Origin of the sequence: Pseudomonas sp. 7-41 (assembly GCF_021233075.1) — a bacterium.
GTDB lineage: Bacteria > Pseudomonadota > Gammaproteobacteria > Pseudomonadales > Pseudomonadaceae > Aquipseudomonas > Aquipseudomonas veronii.
The window spans coordinates 3,418,834-3,444,106 of the sequence record NZ_CP089551.1; the positions used below are offsets into that span (position 1 = coordinate 3,418,834).

Here is a 25,273-nt window from a genome sequence, read left to right on the forward strand (position 1 = left end):
CTTTCGGACCTGTGACTTTTTCATTAGATGAAATACACAGCGGCTATAAACAGGGAGGTTTACGGTTTAAAAGCCTCCTCCTCATTCAGGTCAGGCCCCGCGTAATGGCCTCAGGATCAAGGGAAAACCCAATGACTATTACGATCATCGCCCCCAGTCGACAAGAGACGCAGGCCGAACCCAAGGGCAACCAACCCGGAACGGTCTACCTGGACCCGCACATGACCCTGGTCACCGGCACGTTGTGGTCAGACAGCGAAAACTGGGTCGAGGACCCGCTGGAGCGCGGCCTCAAGTTGATTCTGGTGCAAAGTGGCGAGCTGTCGTGCCGCATCCCCGGGCACAGCGAGCAGTCGATCAAGGGGCCGAGCCTGTGCACCATCGTCAACGACGGCGAGTTCACCTCGTCGCAGATCTACGGCACCACCACGCCACTGCGCTACACCATCGTCCAGCTGGACCTCGAATCCCTCGACCGCCATCTCGGCCTGGCCCCGCGCAAGCTCCTCAGCAGTGGCGGCGGCGACCCGTACATGATGGTGCGCCCGGCTCCGCGCGCGATGCAGGCACTGGCCACGCAAATTGCGACGTGCCCGATGCAGGGCCCGAGCCGCTCGTTGTACCTGGGTGGCAAGGCGCTGGAATTGACCGCGTTGAGCGCGCAGTTCCTGCTCGGTGAGCGCGGGCAGCCGGAACATAAGCTGCGCATCACCTCGTCGGATGTGGAGCGTGTACACGCCGCCCGGGACCGTCTGGTGCGCTCGCTGCTCGAACCGCCCAGCCTGAACGCCCTGGCCAGCCACGTGGGCATGAGCCCGCGCAAACTGACGGCGGGGTTTCGCAAAGTGTTCGGTACCAGCGTGTTCGGCTACCTGCACGAACATCGTCTCAACGAAGCCCACCGCATGCTCAGCGACGAGGAAAGCAATGTGTCTACCGTCGCCTATGGCGTGGGATTCAGCCCGGCGCATTTTTCCATCGCCTTTCGCAAACGCTATGGTGTATCGCCCAGCGAAATCCGTTGATCACGGCACGGTGTCTCTGAATCGAATGAAAAGGCCTGTTTATCTAAAGCCCTGAGCGCTTTCTGAAAAACCGCTTGCGATAGAGTTCCAATTGAGAATGGCTTCCATCTTGGTGAGCCAGGGACTTTATCTAGACGGGTCACAGGAAGCTTTTCATGAGCGAGCTGACAACAGCAGACACCACCGCACTGCGCAGATGGCTGATCGAACACCTTGCCCAGTTGCTGGGCGCTACCGTGGAAGAAATCGACAGCCTGGGCGATGAGGAAAACCTCTTGGGCTGCGGGTTGGATTCCATCCGCCTGATGTACTTGCAGGAGCGCCTGCGCAGCCATGGGTTGCGGGTCGACTTCGCCCAACTCAGCGCCGAACCCAGCCTCGCGGCCTGGCTTGGCCTGCTGCATGGCCAGGCGGTGCGACGTGTGGAGGTGGCTGATGTCGCCCCGTTGAGCGCAGCCGACGACAGTTTTGAACTCAGCGCGGTGCAACAGGCGTACTGGCTGGGGCGCGGGCCCGCCGAAGTGCTGGGCAATATCAGTTGCCACGCATGGCTGGAATTCGATTGCCAGGGCATCGATGCGCAACGCCTGGAAGCGGCGGTCAAGTGCGTGCAGGCGCGTCACCCGATGTTGCGTGCCAGTTTCAACGACGGCCGCCAACGCATTCTTGGCGCAACGCAATTGCCGGTTTTCGACCATCAGGATTGGCGCCACCACACTCAAGCGGTTGCGCAAGACGCCTGGCACGCGCTGCGTGAATGGCGATCGCATGAATGCCTGGCCGTGGACGCGGGGCAGGTGTTGCTGGTCGGCCTGGTGCAGTTGCCCGAAGGCCGTGATCGTGTGTGGTTGAGTGTCGACCTGCTGGCGGTTGACGTGGAAAGCCTGCGCCTGTTGATGGCGCAACTGGGCCAGGCCTATCAGGCGCCGGCCGCGCTTGCGCCCGCGCCGGACGTGCAGTTTGCCGACTACCTGGGCCGGCGCCGCCAACGTCGCGCAGAGGCGTATGCGCGAGATCGTGAGTATTGGTGCGAACGCCTTGCGCAGTTGCCGGACGGCCCCGCACTGCCGCTGGCCTGTGCCCCGGAATCGATCCGTGCGCCACGGTTTACCCGCCAGGCTTACGTACTCAGTCACGCAGAAGCCGAACGCCTGCAACGCCAGGCGACGGCCCATGGCCTGACGTTGCCCAGCGTGTTCGCCACAGCGTTCAACGCGGTGTTGGCACGCTGGAGTGAACAGTCGAGCTTCCTGCTCAATGTGCCGTTGTTCGATCGTCACGATGATCAGCAATCCATCGACCAGGTGATTGCCGACTTCAGCACCTTGCTGCTGGTGGCGTGTGAAGACGCGCCGCAGTTGCCGTTTGCCGAAGGCGCCCGACGCTACCAGCGCGATTTGCACGCCACCATCGACCACGCGGCGTTTCCCGCGCTGGAAGTGCTGCGTGAGGCTCGTCGCCAAGGTCATCCGCGTTCCGCGCCGGTGGTGTTTTCCTGCAACCTGAGCGATTCGAGTTTTGTCCCCGCCAGCTTTCGCGAGGTGTTTGGCGACCTGCACGACATGCTCTCGCAAACCCCGCAAGTGTGGCTCGACCACCAACTGTATCGGCTTGAGGACGGTGTGCTGCTGGCCTGGGACAGCGTTGCCGAACTGTTCCCGCAAGGCGTGCCGCAGGCGATGTTCAGCGCCTATGTCGAGCTGGTGCAGCGTCTCGCCGACAGCGACTGGAACCAGCCGCAACCGGTGTTGTTGCCGCTGGCGCAACAGGCGCGCCGCGACCAGCAGAACAGCCTGCCGGCGTTGGCGCCGGGGCGTGGCCTGCTCGAAGACTTTTTTCGCCAAAGTGCCCGACAACCCGACGCACTCGCCCTGATCTGCGGCGCGCAACGCTGGACATATAACGATCTGGCCACCCAAGCCCTGCGTATAGCGGCGGGTTTGCTTGAGGCGGGCATGCGTCAGGGCGAGGCAGTGGAGGTCTGCCTGCCGCGTGGGCCTCGCCAGATCGCCGCGGTATTCGGCGTGCTGGCGGCCGGTGGTTGCTATGTGCCGGTGGACACCGCACAGCCGGTTGCGCGGCGCAGCCTGATCGAATCGGCTGCGGGCATCACCCGAGTGATTGCCGATCAGCCGCCGGGCAACGCGCTGCAATGGCTTGACCCGGCGGTGCTTGAGCAGTCCGCGCCATTGGCCGCGCCGAAAACGCTATCGCCGCGCGCCAGCGCGTATGTGATCTACACCTCGGGCTCTACCGGCATTCCCAAAGGGGTTGAAGTCTGCCATGGCGCCGCAATCAACACGATCGACGCGGTGCAGGCCGAACTGCAGGTCACACCGAATGATTGCCTGCTGGCCGTGTCGGCGCTGGATTTCGACTTGTCGGTGTACGACCTGTTTGGCGTGCTGGGGCAGGGCGCTCGCCTGGTGCTGCTGCAACCTGAAGAAACCCGCGATGCGGCGCGTTGGGCGCAACTGATCGCCGAACACCGCGTGAGCCTGTGGAATTCGGCCCCGGCATTGCTGGAAATGGCCCTGGGCGTCGGCGCCGATGCCTGTGATTACCGAAGCCTGCGGGCGGTGTTGCTGTCGGGCGACTGGATTGCCCTCGACCTCGCCGCACGCCTGCGGCGCCACGCCACCGCGCAGTGCCGCGTGTACGGCCTGGGCGGCGCCACCGAGGCGGGTATCTGGTCGAACCTGCAAAGCATTGATGAGGTCCCCGACCACTGGCCGTCGATTCCCTATGGCAAGCCTTTGGCCGGCCAGGCGTATCGGGTGGTGGACGCCACCGGGCGCGATGTGCCGGACCAGGTGATCGGGCAACTGTTGATCGGTGGCGCAAGCCTGGCGCGGGGGTATCGCAATGACCCGCTGCTGACCGCACAGCGCTTTCGCAGTGATGAGCACGGGCGTTGGTACCACACCGGCGACCGCGGGCGCTTCTGGGCCGATGGCACCCTTGAGTTTCTCGGGCGCATGGACCAGCAGGTCAAGCTGCGCGGGCAGCGTATCGAACTGGGGGAAATCGAAGCGGCGCTCACCGCCCACCCACGGGTTGAAAGCGCCTGTGCCGCCGTCTTGAAAGGCAGCCTCGGCGCGGCCGTGGTGATCAGCCCTGAATCTGCATCGGCGCAGGCGTTGCCGGCCGTCTCGATGCTCGACGACACCTTGGCCGCAGAACACCAGGTCACCGCGCAGCTGTTGCGCCACCTGCTGCAAGACCCGCCGCCCAGCGCCCTGCTCGACACGTGGCGCGAGTGGCTGGCCGAGCATGTCGAGTCGCTCAGCCTGCACGACGCGTTGGCGCACTTAGGGTGGCGCGAGGCGGATCTGCACCGCATGGTCGGTGCCTTGCAGGTGCTGTTGCGCACCGAAGACGGCGCCTCGCAAGTGTTGTTCGATCCGTTGCTGGCACCGCAGGCCATGGCGTTGAACCTGCCGGCGGGCCGCCAGGTGTTGGACACCCTGAGCCAGGCGCTCCAACAACACCGCGGCACACCGCTGAAAGTCGCGGTGCTGGATGTGCGCGGCGGGCAGTTGCTGGAGCAATGGCTGAACCATGCGAGTTCGCGCGACGTGCAACTGACCTTGTTCGAGAGCAGCCCCGGCCTGCTGGCGGCCAGCGTGGGCAAGCGCCGGCGCGTGGCAAGCCAACTGCTGGTGGAGGGCGTGCTGCCCGCTGAACACTGGTCACAGTACGACGTGGTGATCAGCTTCGCGGCCTTGCACAGTTATGCTCAGCCCGGCGATGGGCTGAATCTGGCGCAGGCACTGCTCAAGCCGCAAGGCCGCCTGTTGCTGGCCGACCTGCTGCGCGACTCGCCGTTGCGGCTGGTCAGCGCGGCGCTGCTGGATGAGCGCGCACCGGTATTGCCTGACGCTGCCGAACTGGCGCACCTGCTCGGCCAGAGCGGTTTTCGCCACCTGGAATGCCTGTGGCAAAACCCCGCGATGCTGCTGTTGAGTGCGCGTGCGGCGGATGAAACCCTGACCGCTGAAAGCCTCGACCAATGGCTGCAACAACGCTTGCCCCAGGCGATGCGGCCCGAGCATCTGTGGTCCGTACCGCGCCTGACACTGAATGCCAACGGCAAGATCGACCGCGCGCGCCTGCACGCCAGCCTCAGCGCCGCGTTGCAACGCAGGCAACCGGCAAACAACGAAGACGGCGAACTCAGTGCCGAGCTACAGCCCCTGGCAGCGTGCTGGGAGGCCATCCTGGGACGGCCGGTGCGCAGCGCCCAGGCGAGTTTTTTCAGCCTGGGCGGCGACAGCCTGCTGGCGACCCGGCTGCTGGCCAGCGTGCGTGAACAACTGGGCGCCAGCCTGCGCATGAGCGATTTCTACCTGCAGCCGACATTGGCAGGCATGGCCGCGCTGTTGGTGCGCAGCGGCGAAGTGGCTATCGAGGAGGGCGTGTTATGAGCCTGGATGATGTGCTGCACATCTGCCGTGAACGCCAGATCGAACTCTGGGCGACTGACGGCAAGCTGCATTTTCGCGCGCCGCAAGGCGCATTGGACTCAGCCCTGGCGGAGCGTATTCGCGCCCAGCGGCCAGCGCTGCTGGTGCATCTTGCGCCCCAACAATGGCGCGCACAGCCGGAGCAGGCGCTGCAACCCTTCGCCTTGAGCGCGGTACAGGGCGCCTATGTACTGGGACGCAACCCGGCCTTTGACTATGGCGGCAACGCTTGCCACTTGTATGTCGAATACCCGTGGCCGGCGAACGTCGACACCGGACACCTTGAACAGGCCTGGAACGCCGTGGTGCAACGTCACCCGATGCTGCGCGCGGTGGTCGATAACCATCAGCAACGTGTGCAAGCCCAGGTGCCATGGCAACAGCTGCCGGTGCATGACCGCCGCGACGCCACCCCCGAGGCGTTCGAGGCGCACCTGAACAGCGTGCGCAAGCGCCTGGACCATGCCTGCCATGCGCTCGATCAATGGCCGATCCTGCTGCCCGAACTGAGCGTGGGACGCGAGCAGGCAATCCTGCATTGCTCGGTGGATTTCACCTTGTTCGACTACGCCAGCCTGCAACTGCTGCTGGCAGAACTCACCCAGCGCTACTTGGAACCGACGCGCCACTGGCCATTGCTGGAAGCAACCTTTCGCGACTACCTCGAGCACGAACAGCAAGCGCGCGGCAGCACCGCCTGGCACGCCGACAAGGCGTGGTGGCTGGCGCGCCTGGACAGCCTGCCCGGGCGTCCGGACCTGCCGCTGAGCGAGCACGCGGGCTTGGGCTCCACGCGTTTCGCCCACCACCATGGCGTGTTGAGCAGCGGACAATGGAACGCCCTGTGCGCCCTTGCCAGCGCTCAAGGCCTCAGCGCGGCGGGCGTGACGCTGGCCGCGTTTGTCGAGGTGATCGGGCGCTGGAGCCAAAGCCCGGACTTTTGCCTGAACCTCACCGTGCTCAACCGGCCGAACCTGCACCCGCAATTGGACCGGGTCGTGGGGGACTTCACCGCGCTGAGCCTGCTCGCGGTGGACGGCACCGAGGGCGCCAGTTTTGTCCAGCGTGCGCGGCGTATCGGCGCGCAGCTGTTCGATGACCTCGATCACAGCCGCTTCACCGGCGTTGAGGTACTGCGCGAACTGGCCCGTGTGCGAGGGCGTGGCGCCGACCTGATGCCGGTGGTGTTCACCAGTGGCATCGGCAGCGTCGAACGCATGCTCGGCGATGCCGGGCGTGTGTTGCAGCCGCCCAGCTACATGATCAGCCAAACCCCGCAAGTGTGGATCGACTGCCAGGTCAGCGACCAATACGGCGGTTTGCAGATCGGCTGGGATGTCCGCATTGGCGTGTTGCCCGAGGGCATGGCCGCGCAGATGTTCGCAGCCTACGTCGACTTGCTGCAACGTTTGGCCTGCGACCCGCAATTGTGGCAAGCGCGTGGCGATATCGTGCTGCCCGCGCAGCAGGCAAACCCGCCGATCCACGCCAGCGTCCCAGCGCGCAATATCGCCGACGGCTTCGCCCAACAGGCGCGGCGGACTCCGGATGCCCTTGTGATCAGTGACCGCGACGGCCGTTACCGCTATCGCCAGGTCGCCCAGCATGCCGCCGCGGTGCGCAAGGCGCTTGAAGCGCTCGGCGTGCAGCCGGGCGCGCGGGTGGCGGTGATGCTGCCCAAGAGCGCCTGGCAACTGATGGCGGTGCTGGGCATTACCCAGATGGGCGCGGCCTATGTGCCGGTGGACATCCGCCAACCGGCCTTGCGCCGCGAGGCGATCCTGCGCGACGCGGGGATTGCCGCGGTGATTGTCCTGCAAGCCCAGGCATGGCCGGACAGCCTTGAACTTCCGCGCATCGCCATCGATACGCTTGCCGCCGACCCGCATTGGCCACCCCGTGAGCCGCTGGCGGTAGAGGCCGCGGACCTGGCCTACATCATCTACACCTCAGGCTCCACCGGCACGCCCAAAGGCGTAATGCTCAGCCATGGCGCGGTGGTCAACACCCTCGATGACATCAACCAGCGCTACGCGGTGAACGTCGATGACCGCGTGCTGGGCCTGGCAGAGTTGAGTTTCGACTTGTCGGTGTATGACTTCTTCGGCGCCACGGCGGTCGGTGCGCAGGTGGTGCTGCCCGACCCCGAGCGCGGCGCCGATCCTTCGCACTGGGCGCAATTGATGCAGGAACACGGCATCACCTTGTGGAACTCGGTGCCCGCACAAGGGCAGATGCTGGTGGATTACCTGGAGACCGAGCCCGGCGCAATCCCCGGGCCGCGCTGTGTGCTGTGGTCCGGCGACTGGATTCCCACCACGCTGCCGACGCGCTGGTGGCAACGCTGGCCCGAAAGCCAGTTGTTCAGCCTGGGCGGCGCCACCGAAGCGGCGATCTGGTCGGTGGAGCATCCCATTCGTGCCGAAGATACGGCCTTGCCGAGCATCCCCTACGGCCGGGCCCTCAAGCACCAGACCCTGGAAGTGCTCGACGCGCTGGGCCGCCAGTGCCCGGTGGGTGTGCGTGGTGAGATTCATATCGGCGGACTCGGCCTGGCCCTGGGTTATGCCGAAGACCCGCAACGCAGCGCCGAGCGGTTTATCACCCATGCCAGCGGGCGTCGCCTGTACCGCACGGGTGACCAGGGGCGTTACCTGGACGCGGAAGGCTTGATCGAGTTTCTTGGGCGCCAGGATGACCAGGTGAAGATTCGCGGTCACCGCATCGAACTGGCGGAAATCGACGCTGGCTGGCTGGCCCATCCGCAGATCGCCGCGAGTACCACGGTGTTGCTCGGCGAGCGTCACGAACGTTCGCTGTGCAGCTTCGTCACCCTGCACACCAATGCGCCTGCGCCTCACCTGAGCACGCAGCTGGACGAAGTCCTGCGCCAGGCACGCCACACCCTTGAACACGCGGATTTCGGCCCGCGCGCCGCCATCGAAGCGGCACTGGCGGCGCTGGATCGGGCGGCGGATGTGTCGTTGCTGCACTGGTTGGGCGGCAGTGGCTTGCTGATCCCGGGGCAGTCCGTGGCATTCGACTCGCTGTGCCAGGCCTTGCAACTCGACGCCGGTCAGCATCGCCTGTTGCGGCATTGGCTGACGTTGTTGACCGACAGCGGCTACCTGTGTGCGGACAATGACAGTTGGCGCTGCCAGGTCAGCACGGCTGACCTGAGTCAGGACGATGCCTGGGCACAGTTCGCCCGTCTGGCGCCGAGCGGTCTTTGGCCGCTGGAATTGGTCGATTACCTGCGCACCAGCGCGACCCGCCTGGCCGAGCAATTGGACGGGCGCCTGAGCCCGGCAAGCCTGATGTTCCCGCAGGGCTCGGCACATATTGCCGAGGCGATGTACAGCCGTGGCCAGCATGCCCAAGTGCTGCATCGGGCCATGGCCGAGGCGGTTTGCGCGATCGTTGCGCGCCAGAGCCAGCGCCGCTGGCGCATCCTGGAAGTGGGCGCCGGCACCGGTGCCGCCAGTGCGCTGATCATCCCCGCGCTGGCGCCGTTGGTGGCGGACGGGGTGCAGATCGACTATGTGTTTTCCGACGTGTCGAGCTATTTCCTTAACGCTGCGCGCGAACGCTTTGCCGCGTATCCGTGGGTGCGCTTCATGCCGTTCGACATGAACAAACCCGCCTGCGAACAAGGGCTTGCCGCGGGGTCCCTGGACCTGCTGCTCAGCTCCGGCGCATTGAACAACGCCCTGGATACACCGCGCCTGCTCGCCGGGTTACGCCAATTGCTGCAAGCCGATGCCTGGCTGGTGATCCAGGAACTGACCCGCGAACACCGCGAAATCAGCATCAGCCAAAGCCTGATGATGGAGACGCCGCAGGACGTGCGCGCCACCTCCGGGCAGCTGTTTGTGCATACGGACCAGTGGCTGGCGTGGCTGAACAGCGAGGCGGGCGACCAGGCCGAATCGCTGGCGTCGGCCGACAGTGTGCTGCACCTGCTGGGCTACGACCTGTTGGTCGCACGCGTGAAAACCGACCGGCCATTACTGAGCCAGGAGACGTTGCTGGCCTTCATCGCCGAGCGCGTGCCGCGTTATATGGTGCCGGCGCAGGTGCGGATACTCGACCGCTTGCCGGTCACCGCCAATGGCAAGATTGACCGCCGCGCGCTGACCACCCAAGCCGAGCAGCGCCAGCTCGAACCGGCACGCCGTGCGCGCACGGAAGTGGCGGATGAGCTGGTGCAGCGCTTGATCGCGCATTGGGAGCGAGTACTCGATTGCAGTGGGGTGTCGGCGGATCAGGATTTCTTCGGCGCCGGTGGTGACTCGCTGCTGATCGCGCAATTGATCGCCGGCTTGCGCGAGCAAGAGCCATTGGCCCGTGCGCAACCCTTCGACCGCCTGTTGCGCTGGGCTCTCAGCCAGCCGACCCCGGAAGGCCTGGCCCAGCGCTTGCGCAGTGAGTCGAGCAGTGAAGCCCCCGCAGTGGTGCCCTCCACGGACACCCGCCGTGCGCCGTTGGGTGGGCGCGGGCGGGTGGATGCGCTGACGGAACTGGCCGCGGGTGAAGGCACAGCGCGGGTGCTGGTGCATGAAGGACTCGGCACGCTGCTGCCGTATCGCGGGTTGATCGCCGAACTGGCCGGCAGCGGCCCGTTGCTGGGATTGGCGGTGCACGACAGCGGCGATTACCTGAGCCTGCCGCCGGAGCATATCAACGCCACCCTCGGCAAACGCTATGCCCAGGCGCTGTGGGACAGCGGCCGGCGCCGCTTCGACTTGCTGGGCTACTGCTCCGGCGGGCTGGTAACGCTGGAGCTGGCCAAGGCCCTGCTGCAATTGGGCGCCGAGGTGCGGCGGGTGGACATCGTATCGAGCTACCGCATTCCGTACCTGGTGGAGGATGAAGTGCAGATGCTCTACAGCTTCGCCGGCACCCTGGGGCTGGACACCGCTGCACTGGGGTTGCCGGCGGCTGAACAGTTGCTCGACAAACACCTGGGTCTGGACGCCACTGCGCTCAAATCCCGCGTACTGGCGGCGGCCAAGGGCATTGCCGATGAGCAGTTGTATCGGGTGTTCGCTCATTCCGTGCGCGCCAGCCACTACAGCGACGGCGCGCCGTATGTGGGCGCCATCCGCCTGTTTGTGCCGAGTGTCGCCAACCCGTTGATCCCCGATCACCAGGCCGCTCTGCAGGCCTGGTGGCAGGCGGCGTCGTTGGCGCCGCTGACTGTGCAGACCCTGCGCGGCAATCACTTCGAGTGCTTGAACGCCGGGCTGAGTCGTTACTTGCTGGAGGAACGCCCATGACTATGCCTGTGAAAACCCTGGTGGTGGGCTCGCGCTTTGGCCAGTTCTACGCCGTTGGTGTGGCTGCGGCCAAGCACCTGGAACTGGTCGGGGTGCTGGGGCAGGGCAGTCGTCGCTCCCGCGCACTGGCTCGCTATCTCGAAGTGCCGTGTTTCGAGGCCTTGGCCCACGTACCCGCCGACACACAACTGGCCTGCGTGGCGGTGGGCGGCGCAGCAAGGGGCGAACAGGGCCCCGCCTTGGCGCAAGCGCTGATGGAGCGGGGCATTGATGTGCTGATCGAGCACCCGTTGCTGCCCCAGGAACTGCAAGACTTGCTGAGCACGGCGGCGCGCCTGCATCGGCGCTGCCTGCTCAACAGTTTCTACCCGCAGTTGCCGTGCGTGGCGCGGTTCATCGAGCTGGCGCGGCAGCTGCATCGTCAACAGGGCATTCGCCATATCGACGCCGACTGCGCGGTGCAGGTGAGTTACGCGACCCTCGATGTGCTGGCGGCGCTGTTGGAATCGGTAGGCCCATGGTCGGTGGACTGCGTGGCACCGGCGCTGTCGGCCTGGCGGGATATCAGCCTGGTCATGGCGCAAGTGCCGGTGTCGTTGCGCGTGCTCAATGAGTTGGCCGCCAATGATGACGGGCGCATGCAGAGGCTGCAGCGCATCAGCATCGCCACTGACAGCGGCACGTTGCTGTTGGCCTCGCCCCACGGACCGTTGCTGTGGCTGCCGGCCGTGCGTGCGCCGGTGCAAGATGCCGACGGGGTGTTCGACCTGTTTGGGCCGCAGGCCGATGAGCCGCTGCCGTGCGCCGAAGTGTTGGAGGCCGCGGCGGCGGATTGGGCGCAGGTTTACCGCCGCGTCTGGCCGACAGCTGCGGCCAGTGCATTGCAACCGCTGATCACGGGGGTGGGGCTGGCGCGCCTGCAACAGCGCAGCCTGGAAGTGGTGAGGCTATGGCAACAGGTGACGGCGGCGCTCGGGTTCCCGCTGCAGCCGTCGCTGACGTTACCGGCGGCCGGCCTGGCCCAGGCATTGGAGCACGTCCGATGAGCCACTTGAGCGAAATGCTGCGTCCTTTCCGTGCGCGCTTAGGGGCGGCGATCGCGTTGCAGGCCGTCGCCGGGATCTGCTCGCTGCTGCCGCTGATAGCCTTGGCGCAACTGGCGGACAGCTTGCGCCAGGCGCCGCCGCTGGCGTCTTCGGCACTGAACTGGGTGGTGGTGGCGGTGGTGGCGTCAGCGCTGTGGTTGTGCGGCCAGACCCTGGCCTTGCACCTGACCCATCAGGTGGACGCCGACCTGTGTGACCGTCTGCGCGTGCGCCTGGCCGAGCATCTGCAACGCTTGCCCTTGGGCTGGTTTGCACGGCTGGGGCCCGAGGGCGTCACCCGTTACGCCGAGCAGGATGTGCGGGCCTTGCACCAACTGGTGGGCCATGCGCCGACCGACCTGGTCAACCTGCTGTTGATTCCCATGGCCACCCTGGCCTACCTGCTGTGGAGCAACAGTGTCCTGGCGCTCTGGTGCCTGCTGCCGTTGGCATTGGGCGTGTTGGGCTATTGGCGCCTGGGCTCGGCGCATTACCGCGAGGACGTAGCCCAGCGCAATGGCGCAATCCAGCGGTTGTTCAGCGACTACAGCCAGTTCGCCGGCAACCTGGGCCTGGTCCGGCAATTTCCCAGCGCGGGCATTCATCGCCGTGTGCAAGAGGCGGTGCAGCAGTTTGATCAGCGCTTCAGCCATTGGGTGAGCCGCGCCGGTCATCTTGCTGCGCTGATCCAGGTCCTGCTCAGCGCACCGTGGCTGTTGGCCTGGGTGGTACTTGGCACACTATTTATCGGCGTGAGCGAAGTGGGCGCCGTGCAGGTATGCGGCTTTTTGCTGCTGGTGCGCGCCATGGCGGCGCCGGTATTGGCGCTGGGGCACGGCTTTGATGCGCTGAACAACGCGCGCGCAAGTGCCCGACGCCTACAGGAGGTGTTGAGTACACCGCCGTTGATCGAGCCCGACGCGCCGCAATCGCCTCGGGACGCCAGCGTGGAGATGCTCGATGTGAGCTTCTCCCAGGGTGATGTCACGGTACTGAAGGCGATCAACCTGCGCCTGGAGCCGGGCACTACCACCGCGCTGGTGGGGCCGTCCGGCGCGGGAAAAAGCACCTTGGCCGGTTTGATCGCCCGCTTTATGGACGTCGACAGCGGGCATGTGCGCGTGGGCGGGGTGGATGTTCGGCAGATCGCCAGCCGCCAATTGCAGCAGCATCTGGCGCTGGTGTTTCAGCAGGCGGGGGCATTGCGCCTGTCACTGGCGCAAAACATCGCCCTGTATCAGCCGCACGCCAGTGAAAAACAGATTCGCGCCGCGGCCAAGGCGGCCTGCCTGGATGACTGGATCATGGGGTTGCCCAAGGGCTACGCCAGCGTGGTGGACGATGATGTGCGGCTGTCCGGCGGCGAATTGCAGCGCCTGGCGATTGCGCGGGCGCTGCTGTCGCGGGCGCCGATCATGTTGCTCGACGAACCCACCTCCGCCACCGACCCGCAGACCGAGCGCGCCTTGCGTACTGCACTGCGTGACGACGCGGCCGGGCGCACGCGGCTGATCATCGCCCATCGCCTGGAAACCATCGCCCATGCCGAGCAGATCCTGGTGCTCTGCGAAGGGCGCATTGTGCAGCGCGGATGTCATGCACAGTTGTTGGCCGTGGACGGTCTGTACCGCCAGCTGTGGGACGAGCAAATGTCGACGGCCGATCAACTGGAGTTCGTGTCATGAGTGTACTTTCGCCGTTGCGTCATTTGCCCGACCAGGCCCGGCGCGTACTGCGCGGCGCCCTGGGGTGGATGCTACTGGCCGCCGTGCTGGATGGCTTGGCGGGGTTGGCGCTGGTGCCGCTGATACTGGCCTGGTTCGATCAACAGAGTGTGCAGCCAAGTGTGCTGCTGTTGCTGGGGCTGACGTTGTTGCAGGCCTTGGTCAGCTACGTTGCCCAGCGCCGTGGTTATCTGGCGGGAGCCGGGTTGGCGGCCGGCCTGGTCTCGCAACTGGTGCAACAGCTGCCGCGCTTGCCATTGGCGCGTCAGGGCCAGTTGGAAGACTTGGTGCGCGGGCCGGTGTTCAACAGCATGGGCATCCCGGCGCACTTGCTGGCGCCGCTGGTAACGGCGCTGGTGACGCCGACGATGGTGGTGCTGGGGCTGATCTTTATTGAACCGCGTTTGGCGCTGGCGTTGGCCCTGGCTTATCTGCCGTTGTTCGCCCTGCTGCGTTGGGCCGGGCGACGTAGCCTGGCGCTGGAGCAACTGCGCCAGCAAGTCGACCGTCGCGCCGGGCAGCTGTTGCAGACATTCGCGCAGCAACAGGCCTTGATCCGCAGCGCCGGTGATGCCAGCCAGGGCCAGTTGGCGTTGCGTCAGGCCTTGCACGAGCAACACCAGGCCACGCACCGTCTCAACCGCCGCGCGTTGCCCAGCGGGCTTGGCTTTGCGGCGGCGGTGCAGGTGATGTTTTCGCTGGTGTTGGCAGGTGGCGTGCTGGCGGTGGCGGCGGGGCAGTTATCCGGCGCGCTGTTGGTGGCGGTGTTGGTGTTGCTGGTGCGCTTCATCGAACCGCTGTCGCAACTGGCTTACCTGGACCAGGCTTTACGTATGGCGTGGCAGGCGTTGTCTCAAGTGCTCACGGTGTTGGCCATGCCGACGCTGCACAGCCCGCACCCCGGAGAGCAGCCTCAGGATGCGAGTTTGCAAGGGCAAGGCTTGAATATCTGCGGCGAAGGCGGCGAGCAGTTGCTCAAGGATGTGGACATCCATTGCGCGCCGGGAACGTTCACGGCGATTGTCGGTCCGTCGGGCGCGGGTAAAAGTACTCTGCTGGCCTTGCTGGGGCGTGGCATGGACCCGCAGACCGGCGCAGTACGACTCGGCCAGGTGGACATTCGCCAGCTAAGCGAACACACCTTGGCCAACCACCTCACGCAAGTGTTCCAGAACAGCGGGCTGTTTGCCGGCAGCCTGCTGTGGAATGTCAGCATGGCCCGGCCGCAAGCCACGCCTGCGCAACTGCAACACGCCGCCAAGGATGCTGCATTGGATGAGGTGCTCAGCAGCCTGCCGCAAGGTTGGCACAGCGAGGTGGGGCCGGGCGGCGCATTACTCTCGGGCGGCCAGCGGCAACGGGTCGGCCTGGCGCGCGCGCTGCTGTCCCCGGCGCCGATCCTGTTGCTTGACGAACCCACCGCCAGCCTCGATGCGCGCTGCGAAGCACGGGTCAATCGCAGCCTGCAGGCGCTGCATGGCAGGCGCACCGTGGTGTTGGTGTCGCACAACCCGACGTTGGTGCGCGGTGCCGATCAGATCCTGGTGCTGGAAGGCGGCAGCGTCAGTGGCTGCGGCAGTCATGAGCAGTTGCTGGCCACGCACCGCTGGTATGCGCAGTTCGTCGAGCAAAACCTGCCGGGCAGCCATTGAAAAAGTCCCTTAATCGAAAAGTCGCAGCGTTCGTTTAAACGATACTAATGCGAATTATTATCGATAAAGAGGCTGGGCAATGTCACACCGGGGAGCAACAAAGGCGGGGCGGGGTTTCCAACGTAATGGGGCGCAACTTGGGATGGTGCTGGTGCTGGGCCTGAGCCCGTTGGCACAGGCGATTGCGACCGTGCAATTGCCTGACATCAAGGTCGCGGGTGACGACACCTCGGGCGAGGTGACCCCGCCCGGCGTGACCACCATCGGCAAGCTACCGCTCAAACTGCGGGAAACGCCGCAGTCGGTGAGCGTCATCGACCACGAGCGCATTGAGCAGCAAAACCTGTTCAGCCTCGATGAGGTGATGCAGCAGGCCACTGGCGTGACGGTGCAGCCGTTCCAGTTGCTGACCACCGCGTACTACGTGCGTGGCTTCAAGATCAACTCTTTCGAATTGGACGGCGTGCCGGCGATGCTCGGTGAAACCGCCGGTTCGCCTCAGGACATGGCGGTGTATGAGCGCGTCGAAATCCTGCGTGGCTCCAATGGTTTGCTGCACGGCAGCGGTAACCCGGCGGCCACGGTCAACCTGGTGCGCAAGCGCCCACAAAAGGCATTCGCCGCCAGCACCACCCTCAGCGGCGGCACCTGGGACCGTTACCGTGGCGAAGTGGATGTCGGCGGGCCGCTGACCCAGACTGGCAACGTGCGTGGGCGTGTGGTGGCGGCCTACGAGGATCGCGACTACTTCTACGATGTCGGCAAGCAAGACACCCAGTTGCTCTACGGCATCACCGAATTCGACCTGAGCCCCGACACCCTGCTGACCCTGGGCGCGCAATACCAGACCATCGATTCGGTGACCAACATGGCCGGCGTGCCCATGGCCAAGGACGGGTCGAGCCTGAACCTGTCGCGCTCCACCTATCTGGACGTGGACTGGGACCGCTTCAAGTGGACCACGCGCCGGGTGTTCGGCTCTCTTGAGCAGCAACTGGATCACGACTGGAAAGCCAAGGTCGCCGCCGAATACCAGGATGCCGACTCAAGCCTGCGCTATGCCGGTGCTTTTGGCGCCATTGACCCGCTCACCGGCGATGGCGGTCGCTTGATGGGCGCTGCGTATAAATTCAGCAGCACTCAAAAGAGCGTGGATGCCTCGGTCAATGGGCCGTATTCGTTGTTTGGCCGCAGCCATGAGTTGCTGTTGGGCACCAACTACAGCCACGGCGAAACCGAGCAGCGCACCGCCCAGTTCACCACGCCGCTCAACGTGCCGGTGAATGTCTATCGCTGGGACCCGAGCAGTGTGCCCAAACCCGGGATCGGCGCCTACACATCGCCCGGTTCCACGACGACCACCTCCAAGGGCGTCTACGCGCTGACCCGCTACAAACTGCTCGATCCGCTGACCCTGGTCATCGGCGGCCGGGCCAGTTGGTGGGACCAGAACGCGCCGACCAGCCACTTCACCCCCGGCCGGGAAATAACCCCGTATGGCGGCTTGATCTGGGACTTTGCGCAGAACTGGTCGTGGTACGCCAGCTACGCCGAGGTCTACCAGCCGCAGACCGGGCAAACCTGGAGCGGCGACCTGCTCAAACCGGTGGAGGGCAAGACCTATGAAACCGGGATCAAGGGCGAGTTGGCGGACGGGCGTTTGAATGTGTCGCTGGCGGTGTTCCGTATCGACCTGGAGAACAATCCGCAGGTCGATCCGGACCACCCGGGTGTGGGGCCGACCACCTATTACATCAGCGGCGGCAAGGTGCGCAGCCAGGGCTTCGAGCTGGAGAGCAGCGGTTATATCACCCCCGAATGGAACGTCTCCGCCGGTTATACCTACACCAGCACCGAGTACCTCAAGGACACCAACGCTTCGGGTGAGCGCTATGCCAGCTTCACGCCGCGCCACATGGCGCGGGTGTGGACCCAGTACGAGTTGCCGTGGCAGGACCGCCGCTGGAGCGTCGGTGCCGGCGTGCAGGCGCAAAGTGATTACTCCACCCAATCCGGCGCTGTGACCCTGGAGCAGGGCGGCTATGCCTTACTCAATGCGCGGGTCGCCTACCGCATCGACGAGCATTGGACTGCCGCGGTCAACGGCAACAACCTGGCGGACCGCAAGTACTACCAGAGCCTGTCCAACGTCAATTGGAACAACCGCTATGGCGAACCGCGCAGCCTCAATCTGACCCTGCGAGGTACGTTCTGATGGCCGCGCCGGCCCTCGGTTCCTGGCCGCTGCGCATTTGTCTGGCGCTGGCGGGCAGTGTGCTCAGCAGCCTGCAACTGGCCGTCCTGCTGGCGCGGCATTATCCGTGGGGCGGTGGGCTGGAGCGGCTGTATGCCGGCGTGTTCCTGGGCTTGGGGTTTCTGGTGACGGTGCTGCTGTGGTCGTTGCTGGCGCCGGATCGCAAGCGCGTGGTGTATCGCTCCAGCGTCTGGCTGCTGCTGTTTACGCCCTGGCTGCTTTGGGATGGAGCCTGGCGATGAACCTGATGGGCGCACCGAGGGCATTGGTTCAGCGTGTACACGCCGGGGCAGGCGGGGTGTTTGGGGTACTGCTGTTCGTGATCCTGCTGACGGGGGCGTGGAGCATGGCCCATGAAGACTTGCGCGCCTGGTTTCGCGGCCCGGCGGCGTTGGCTCACGGGCCAGCGCTACCGGTCGCGCAATGGCCGGCTATCGCTCGCGAGCGCGGCCTGGCGCTCGGTGAATTGCGCATTCGTTTGCCGGACAGTAGCCACTCGGTGGTCGAGTTGTGTGCATCGCCCAAGGACTGCACGGTCGCCTTGGACCCCGTCAGCGGCCGTGAGCTGGCGTCAGGCAACGCGGCGGATATCCTGTTCAACCTGCACAAAAGTCTGTTCATCGGTTTTCCCGGCCGGATTTTGATCAGCTTGTTGGGCGTGGTGTTGTTGCTGATGATCTGGGCAGGCAGTGCATTACACAGTGGGCGCCTGCAAGACCTCAAGCGCCTGCGGCGCGACCGTGGGGCACGGGTGTTCGCCCATGACTTGCACAGCCTGATCGGCCGTTGGTGCGGGCCCTGGTTGCTGCTGTTTGGTATCACTGGCGCGTTGTCCGGCCTGGGGGCGCTCGGCACCTTGGGGCTTGCCGCGCAGGCGTTCCCGGGCGCGCCGCAGCAAGCGTTCATGCAGTTGCTGGGGGCGCCGCCGCAGGTCGACCGAACAACGGCTTCGGCGCCGGCGGTCGATCTGGATCAGTTGCTGCGCGAGGACGCCGTCGCCCATCCGGGGTTCTCTGCTCAAAACGTCGCCTTGCACCACTGGGGTGAGCCGGATGCCTGGGTGGAAGTGAGTGGTATCCAACAAGGCCTGCCCAGTACGGCCGTCTTTGAACGGCATGCCTATCGCGCCGCTGACGGCCTCGCCGTCGGCTCCAGCAGCGCCAGCGGGCGCGGTCTGTGGTTGCAGGCGTTTATTGCGGTGCAGCCGCTGCACTTTGCCGACTACCGCTGGGTGCCTGTTGGCGGGTCACTGCTGCGTGCCGTGCATTTCGGCATGGCGTTGGCGGCGGCGGGGTTGGTGCTCAGCGGCTTGTACCTGTGGCTGGAGCGTCGGCGCCTCAAGGCCGGCGGCGGTTGGCAGGTGCTACTGCGCCTGGTGATCGGCGGCGGTGGCGGGTTGCTGGCGGCCACGGCGGTATTGCTCTGCGCGGGGGCGCTGGGCAGTGCCAACCTGGCGTGGTGGTTCTGGGGCGGTTGGCTTGCCAGCCTGCTGCTGGCCTGCCTGATGCCCCCCAGGCGTCAACCGCTGCACCTGCTGCTGGCCGTGATGGGCCTGGGCTTCCTGGCGGCGGCGCTGCTGCACCTGGCCGGCAGCCTGAAACAAGGCAGCGTGCCGCTGTGGCCCATCGATCTTGTGTTGCTGCTGTGCGCGGCCAGTGCCCTGTGGGCATTGCGGCGCCTGATTTCTTTTACGCGTGCGGCACGGGCTGCCGCCGCCAATGTTGCCTGAGGGGAGACTTGTAATGCTGGATCTGTTGAAACATTGGCGCATGGTGCTGACCTTTGCACTGTTGTACCTGTCCCAAGGCATTTGCTTCGGCATCGCCATGGACGCCTTGCCGACCCTGCTGCGTCATGACGGCGCGGCGCTCCACGCCTTGGCCTTCCTGCCGTTGGTGGGGATACCGTGGGTGGTCAAGTTCCTCTGGGCGCCCCAGGTGGATAACCATTGGAGCCCACGCCTGGGACGGCGCCGCAGTTGGATCATTCCCATGCAGATACTGGTGCTGCTGTGCATTGCCTGCCTGGCAAGCATCGGCCTGCGCGTCGAGACGGCAGGCATCGCCGTGGGCCTGCTGATTGTTGCCTCGCTGGCCAGCGCCACCCAGGACATCGCCACCGACGGCATGGCGGCCGAGTACTTTAGCGGCAACATGCTCGCGCGGATTAACGCCATCCAAGTGGGCGGCACCATGGTCGGCTTCTTCGTTGGCGGCGCCGGTACCTTGCTGCTTAGCGGCTACCTGGGGCAAACCAGCGCGTTCAGTCTGCTGGCTTTGGTGCCGTTGTTGAGTCTGGTGTGCGTCGGCTGGCTGCACGTGGCACCGGCCAAGGAAAAACAGCCAGATGTGGCGCATGCCTCATTATGGCGGTTTATCAAGCGGCCGAAGGCGCTGGCGCTGGTGGTACTCGCCTTGTTGTCGGCCATGACGTCAGTGTCGGGTTTTGGCTTGTCAAAGCTGTTCCTGAATGACGCCGGTTGGTCCTTGCAGGCTATCGGCCAACTGGGCATGAGCGGCGGCGTGGTCACCATCGTCCTCGGCTGCGGCGGTGGTGCGTGGTTGATCCGGGTGTTGGGGCTGTGGCCGACGTTCATCCTGGCGGTGGGCATGGCCGGCGCTGCCGCGTTGACCTGGCTGCTGCAAGCCAACGGCATGCTTGCCACGCAAACCGGACTGATCTGGTTGGCCGTGGGCCTGGGCTCGTTTGCGACCGGCGCCACCTCGGTGGTGATCATGACTGCCTCCATGGCCTTCGCCGCGCAAAGCGACCAGGCCGGTACGGACATGACCGCCGTGCAAAGCACGCGTGATCTGGGGGAAATGCTGTCTTCGACCTTGCTGGTGGGGTTGACTGCGCAGGCGGGGTACAGCGGTGGGTTTCTTGCGGGGATGGTGATGGCGATCCTGGCGTCGTTGGTGGCGTTGAATGTGTCACGTCAACGTGTGGGGGAAAGGGCGGCGGGCTGATTGATAGGTTCGGCGATCGTCAAAAGCGCTCAACGGGTCAATCAGTGCGAGCGCTCGTGATCTTCCGACATCAAGCGTGCGGCGCGGAGCCGCAGTGAGTGCGCGCCTGCTGGCGTTATAAAAGGGGTACATACAAGCCTGATATTGTTCCGTAGGATGCTCCCGCCAGGACGCTACTACAAATCAATAGCCCGTCGATCGAGCTGTTAGCGCCCAACGTGCCCATGAGGGGCCTTTTGGGCCCACGTGTTCGCTACCCAGCGCGCTTTGATTGACTCGACGGGACCTCGGCCTAAATGTCTTATCTTGAATCTGGCGATTGTCCGGTGACCTTCAGGCAATCGAAGAAGGTGATACTGGCGACAGTCGTTGGCAATGGCCTGGTGATCTACGACTTCACGGTATACAGCTTTTCTGCCGTGATCATCGGCAAGCTGTTTTTCCCATCGGACAGTTCGTTCGCCTCGTTGCTGATGGCATTGTTGACGTTTGGCATCGGTTTCGCGATGCGCCCGCTGGGCGCAATCGTGATCGGCAACCTCGCCGACCGCAAAGGGCGAAAAGCCGGCTTGAATGTCACCAATCTATTGATGGCAGCCGGTACCGCCTTGATCGCGTTCATGCCGACGCATGCATCGATCGGCGTCACCGCAACGGTGTTGCTGGTGCTCTCGCGGTTGCTGCAAGGGTTCGCGACCGGAGGGGAGATCGGCGTGTCGTCCGTGGTGCTGATGGAGCTGGCGGCGCGCAATCAACGCTGCTATCTGGTCAGTTGGCGTTCTGCCAGCCAGGCGGCCGCGGTTTTGGTGGGGGCAGTTGTCGGTGCCACCACGACCGCATTGCTGACCCCCGAACAGTTGCTGGCCTGGGGCTGGCGTATTCCTTTCGTGCTTGGGCTTTTGATTGCCCCGTTCGGGTGGTTCATTCGGCGCAATATGGTGGAGACAACACGGCGTGGTATCCAGTCGCCGTCGCTGCGTGTCTTGCTGAAAAACCACCGCCCCCAGCTATTGCTGGGGATCTTGATGATGGCAACCCCCACCGCAAGCATCTACCTGATGGTGCTCTACATGCCGACCTATCTGGTCCGCACGTTAGGCCTGTCGCCGAGCATGAGCTTGCTTTCGGCGTGCTTTTCCAGCGCGATGCTGTTCATTGCCGCGCCATTGTTTGCGCGGTTCGCCGACCGGCTGCCGCGACGCAAGCCGACCCAATACGTGACGATGATCCTCAGCATCCTGTTGGTCTATCCGGTGTTCCTGGCCTTGACCCATGGGGTCGGCGAGCTGGCTTCCTTGCTGATCATCGGCATCTATTCGGCTGTCGCGATGGGCAACAACGGCGTCGCTACCGTCATGATCATGGAGGCTTTTCCGGCGCATCACCGGGCCACGGGGATGTCGATGGTCTACAGTTTCGGCGTGACGATCTTCGGGGCGTTCTGCCCGTTTTTTGTGACGTGGTTGATCGGTGTTACCCAGAACGCAATGGCGCCTTCCTGGTATCTGCTGGGCGCGCTATTGGTCAGCCTGTTCGCACTGGTGAAATTTCCAGCGCGCCAGCCGGCTCACTGATCGATTCGGCCAGCGACGTTACGGTGCCCCGGCATAGCGTTGCCCATTCGCTGTGCCGCCATCAGGCGATGGTCCTGCGGCGCCAGGTCATAGCGACGACGAAACGCGCGGGTAAACGCCGATGCGCTGTTAAAGCCCAGGCTGTAGGCGATCTCAATCACCTGGCGGTCCGGATAGCGCACCAGTTCGTCCGCGGCTTCACGCAGGCGGCAGTTGAGGATGTAGCGACCCAACCCTCCTTCATGCTGGAACAGACGGTAGAGCGTGGCGCGAGGCAGCTGCATGGCCATCAGCACGTACTCCGGCGTCAGCCAGGGTTGATACAGGTTGTTCTGCACATAACGCCTGGCTTTATCGAACATCGCACTGCGTGCCGCCGCCCGCACGTGCCCACCCAGCTTGGCCTGTTTCGAGAAGGCCGCGAGCATGAGTTGAACGGCGGTATCGAATGTCGACGCGGCCTCGGCGCTGCTGATAACCGGCAGTTTTCTGGAAAACGCCTCGACGTGCTCGATCATCAATTGGGTCATAGGCGTCGTATTCTCGAAGACACGCCCGTGGATCGACTCGGCATGCGGCAGCGCCGCTTCCACCACCGGGCGCGAGACAAAGAAGGTCAATACGCGGCAACGCCCCCGGCTCATTTTGATCGGCTGGTTCATGTCCATGGCAACGATGCTCGCCCTGGCGGACGCGCCATGTTCCTGGGGGCCGCCTCGAATGGACTCCATTGCGCCTTGGGTGAAGACCTGGAAAACATAGTCCCGGACCTTGTCGGTAGAGATGCGCGCAATCGAACGGTCGAGCAACAAGGCGTCGCTTGAGCAGTCGGTGAAAACGCGATCACCCAATTTGTAGCGGTCAATGCTCGCGTTGAAGGGCGTGGTGGTTGCGTGGGATGTAGGCAGGACGTCGATGACGTGTCCGACCCGATCACGCCAGGCCAGCAGTTGGTTGGCAACCGGCTCGGCGCTGACCTCGAAGTGATCATGGGCGTGCCTGGAGCCGACGTGTTTAGGGGCGCATATGAGTGAGGCTGGTTTGTTCATGGATTCACTACAACCCGGAAAGCCTATGTTCACGCCCCGTGAACAGGCGTTGCATCTTCCCACTGTACGTCCGTGCTGCCTAGCGGCAGCCAGTCAGAATGGGTTGTTGTGCTCCTTATAACCGGTTTCTCCATGAAAGTAATGACAATCCCTCTTGTATCCAACTTGTTGCGCACTTTCTGGCGGCGGCAAGAGCGGGGCAGGGCGCCTGAAAATAATTGAAAAGTTGCAACGCAGGGTCAAGCCATCTGCAAGGCGCTTGATAGATTGACGCGAATTCGAATTTGACAGCGTTTATGTGTTTCCACGCTGTGAACGCGTGCGCTTGTTTCTCAAGCAAAGTGCGCTGGGTATTGGTCTTGTTATTTTCGGCGCGATGATCTGAACGGGTACGTTAAACCGGCGAGTACTTCAGGTGTTCACCCGATGGCCCCGGCGCCTTGGCTGACACATGCTTGTCCGACGCTTCAACGCGCGGGGCTTTGGCTTGGCGGATTACAGCCGCGGTGGGCGGAATATCGGGCCTTGGATCAATCAATGAAGATCGTCACCGCTGCATAAATCAACCCGGCATCGGCGGCGATTTTTTTTTACGCGGCAACGATGTATCAAACAACCTATTGAAGTAAGGAGTAACGGATGAGTTGCCTCGACCGGGAAGTCGGTTCGTTTGCGATCAGTTTGACTCATCCTGCTGGCGTTAATCCTCGGGAAGGGCTGGCTTTTTCCCTCGCGCAAATCGAAGTGGATAAATTGAACAATATCCACGCCGAGTCCGGAGTGGATTGGCAGAAAGTCGCCGATGCCTGTGTAAAAGTGCTGCGAGAAGAGGGCAAGGACTTTAATGCCGCGGTCTGGTTGTTATGTGCCTGGACCACTCTGCAAGGCATTTCCGGCCTGGCGACCGGCGTGCATATAGTGCGCGAAATGCTCGAGTTGTATTGGGAGACCCTGACCCCGCCGCCGGCTCGATTGCGTGCCCGGCGCAACCAGGCCGAGTGGATGCTCGAGTGGCTCGCCGTAAAACTTGAAGCCAACTTCGAAGCGGTGCCCGGAGAACAATTGGCGCAGTTGCTCGAAGACTGGGACGCCATCGATCGCCATTGGCGCGACCGGGACGCCGACGGCCCGAGTTTTTTTGCGTTGCGTCGTCGCCTATCGCAGTTGCCTGTGCAAGCGGGTGTCGAGCCAATAGCGGTGACGGCGGAAGAGGTTCCAGCGGCAGTCGATGCGCCTACAGCGCTCCCGACGCCGGTTGCGCACGCCCCTTCGGCGCCGCTCCCGGCCCTTGTGCCGGCTCCGCCATTGGGCCGTCTTGAGAGCGATGAAGCCATCGAGAACGCGGTCAATAGCGTGTTTGCCTCGCTTGCACCGCTGCTGGGGTTTTGCCTGGAGTCTCGGGCGACCTTGCCGTTGCTGTTTCGCCTCAATCGCCAATTGGCGTGGACGACCCTGGAGCAGGTCCCTCCTGCGCAAGGCTACACGACACGCGTGCCGCCGCCTTCGGACGCGGAACTCGAAAGTTTCAGCCGCTTGCAGAGCGTTGGCGAGCCGCTGGACATCGTGCGTTTTTGCGAAGGTCGGTTGCCGAGTTATCCGTGCTGGCTGGACCTCAATCGGGCCAGTCATGCCGCGCTCTTGAGGCTCGGTTCGGCGGCGCAGGCCGGTGCTGCCAGCCTGGCCCTGGAAACCCGTCATTTTCTGGCGCGCCTGCCGGCGCTGGTCGAGCTGACATTCGCCGACGGCCAGCCGTTTGCCGACGGCGCGACCCGCAGTTGGCTCGAAGGTTTGGCACCGGCGGCCGGCAGCGGCGCCACGGATGGGCTGCAAACGCTGATCGATGAAGTCGCGCGTGATGCCGCCGAAGGCCGTTTGAACGAAGCGTTGGCGCGTTTGCAGAGCGCCGTGCGAGAAGCCGGCAGCGGCCGCGAGCGGTTTCGCCTGCGCGCTGCCCAATGCCATCTGCTACAGCGTTTCGACCCGCGCGCGCAGTTGGGTGTTGCCTTGGATGTGTTGCTCCAGGAAGCGACGGAGCAGGGCCTCGATCGTTGGGAACCGGAGCTGGTCCGGCCGTTGTTGGAGTTGGCACTGACGCATGACGACGGCGGTTCGAGAGCGCTGTGGGCGCAACAGTTGGCTGCAATGGATTTGCCGGCGTTCTGGCGTTTGGCCAGCCCGCCGGCAAGTTGAATGGGC

Annotated in this window: 13 protein-coding genes; 12 read left to right on the top strand and 1 reads right to left on the bottom strand. The window is 64.3% G+C overall.

The window, feature by feature from the left end; genetic code table 11:
- The first annotated feature begins 131 nt into the window (after nt 1-131).
- From LQ249_RS15290 to LQ249_RS15340, 11 genes are all read left to right on the top strand, one after another.
- On the top strand, nt 132-1,025 hold the full coding sequence (locus LQ249_RS15290) for a helix-turn-helix domain-containing protein (RefSeq protein WP_017849084.1): 894 nt from the start codon (nt 132-134) through the stop codon (nt 1,023-1,025).
- Between the two features lie 155 nt (nt 1,026-1,180).
- Nucleotides 1,181-5,452 carry a non-ribosomal peptide synthetase gene (locus tag LQ249_RS15295; protein ID WP_232565575.1) on the top strand — a complete coding sequence of 1,424 codons (4,272 nt, stop codon included), beginning with the start codon at nt 1,181-1,183 and terminating at the stop codon, nt 5,450-5,452.
- Nucleotides 5,449-10,770, top strand: coding sequence for a non-ribosomal peptide synthetase (locus LQ249_RS15300; protein ID WP_232565576.1), 5,322 nt, complete (start codon nt 5,449-5,451; stop codon nt 10,768-10,770). Before LQ249_RS15295 ends, LQ249_RS15300 begins: the two co-directional genes overlap by 4 nt.
- Nucleotides 10,767-11,816, top strand: coding sequence for a Gfo/Idh/MocA family oxidoreductase (locus LQ249_RS15305; protein WP_046383436.1), 1,050 nt, complete (start codon nt 10,767-10,769; stop codon nt 11,814-11,816). The genes LQ249_RS15300 and LQ249_RS15305 overlap by 4 nt, the downstream gene beginning before the upstream one ends.
- A complete protein-coding gene (locus LQ249_RS15310; RefSeq protein WP_169881076.1) occupies nt 11,813-13,540 on the top strand; it encodes an ABC transporter ATP-binding protein in 1,728 nt (575 codons plus the stop codon). Before LQ249_RS15305 ends, LQ249_RS15310 begins: the two co-directional genes overlap by 4 nt.
- Nucleotides 13,537-15,231 (top strand): ABC transporter ATP-binding protein, encoded by a 1,695-nt coding sequence (locus LQ249_RS15315; protein ID WP_232565577.1) that lies wholly within the window; start codon nt 13,537-13,539, stop codon nt 15,229-15,231. The genes LQ249_RS15310 and LQ249_RS15315 overlap by 4 nt, the downstream gene beginning before the upstream one ends.
- A gap of 142 nt (nt 15,232-15,373) precedes the next feature.
- Complete coding sequence (locus LQ249_RS15320) at nt 15,374-17,446, top strand: TonB-dependent siderophore receptor (RefSeq protein ID WP_017849090.1); 2,073 nt, start codon at nt 15,374-15,376, stop codon at nt 17,444-17,446.
- A complete protein-coding gene (locus LQ249_RS15325) occupies nt 17,446-17,727 on the top strand; it encodes a hypothetical protein (protein ID WP_126585247.1) in 282 nt (93 codons plus the stop codon). Before LQ249_RS15320 ends, LQ249_RS15325 begins: the two co-directional genes overlap by 1 nt.
- Complete coding sequence (locus LQ249_RS15330; RefSeq protein ID WP_232565578.1) at nt 17,724-19,214, top strand: PepSY-associated TM helix domain-containing protein; 1,491 nt, start codon at nt 17,724-17,726, stop codon at nt 19,212-19,214. Before LQ249_RS15325 ends, LQ249_RS15330 begins: the two co-directional genes overlap by 4 nt.
- A gap of 13 nt (nt 19,215-19,227) precedes the next feature.
- Nucleotides 19,228-20,454: a RhtX/FptX family siderophore transporter gene (locus LQ249_RS15335; protein ID WP_046383438.1), complete on the top strand. Its 1,227-nt coding sequence runs from the start codon at nt 19,228-19,230 to the stop codon at nt 20,452-20,454.
- Nucleotides 20,455-20,750: 296 nt separating this feature from the next.
- Entirely contained in the window at nt 20,751-22,028 is a 1,278-nt protein-coding gene (locus LQ249_RS15340) for an MFS transporter (protein ID WP_046383439.1), read from the top strand.
- Here LQ249_RS15340 and LQ249_RS15345 read toward each other — a convergent pair.
- Entirely contained in the window at nt 22,022-23,077 is a 1,056-nt protein-coding gene (locus LQ249_RS15345; protein ID WP_079443806.1) for a helix-turn-helix domain-containing protein, read from the bottom strand. The two genes, LQ249_RS15340 and LQ249_RS15345, sit on opposite strands and share 7 nt — an antisense overlap.
- Before the next feature lie 639 nt (nt 23,078-23,716).
- Here LQ249_RS15345 and tssA point away from each other — a divergent pair.
- On the top strand, nt 23,717-25,267 hold the full coding sequence (tssA, locus tag LQ249_RS15350; protein WP_126585245.1) for a type VI secretion system protein TssA: 1,551 nt from the start codon (nt 23,717-23,719) through the stop codon (nt 25,265-25,267).
- Nucleotides 25,268-25,273: the final 6 nt, after the last annotated feature.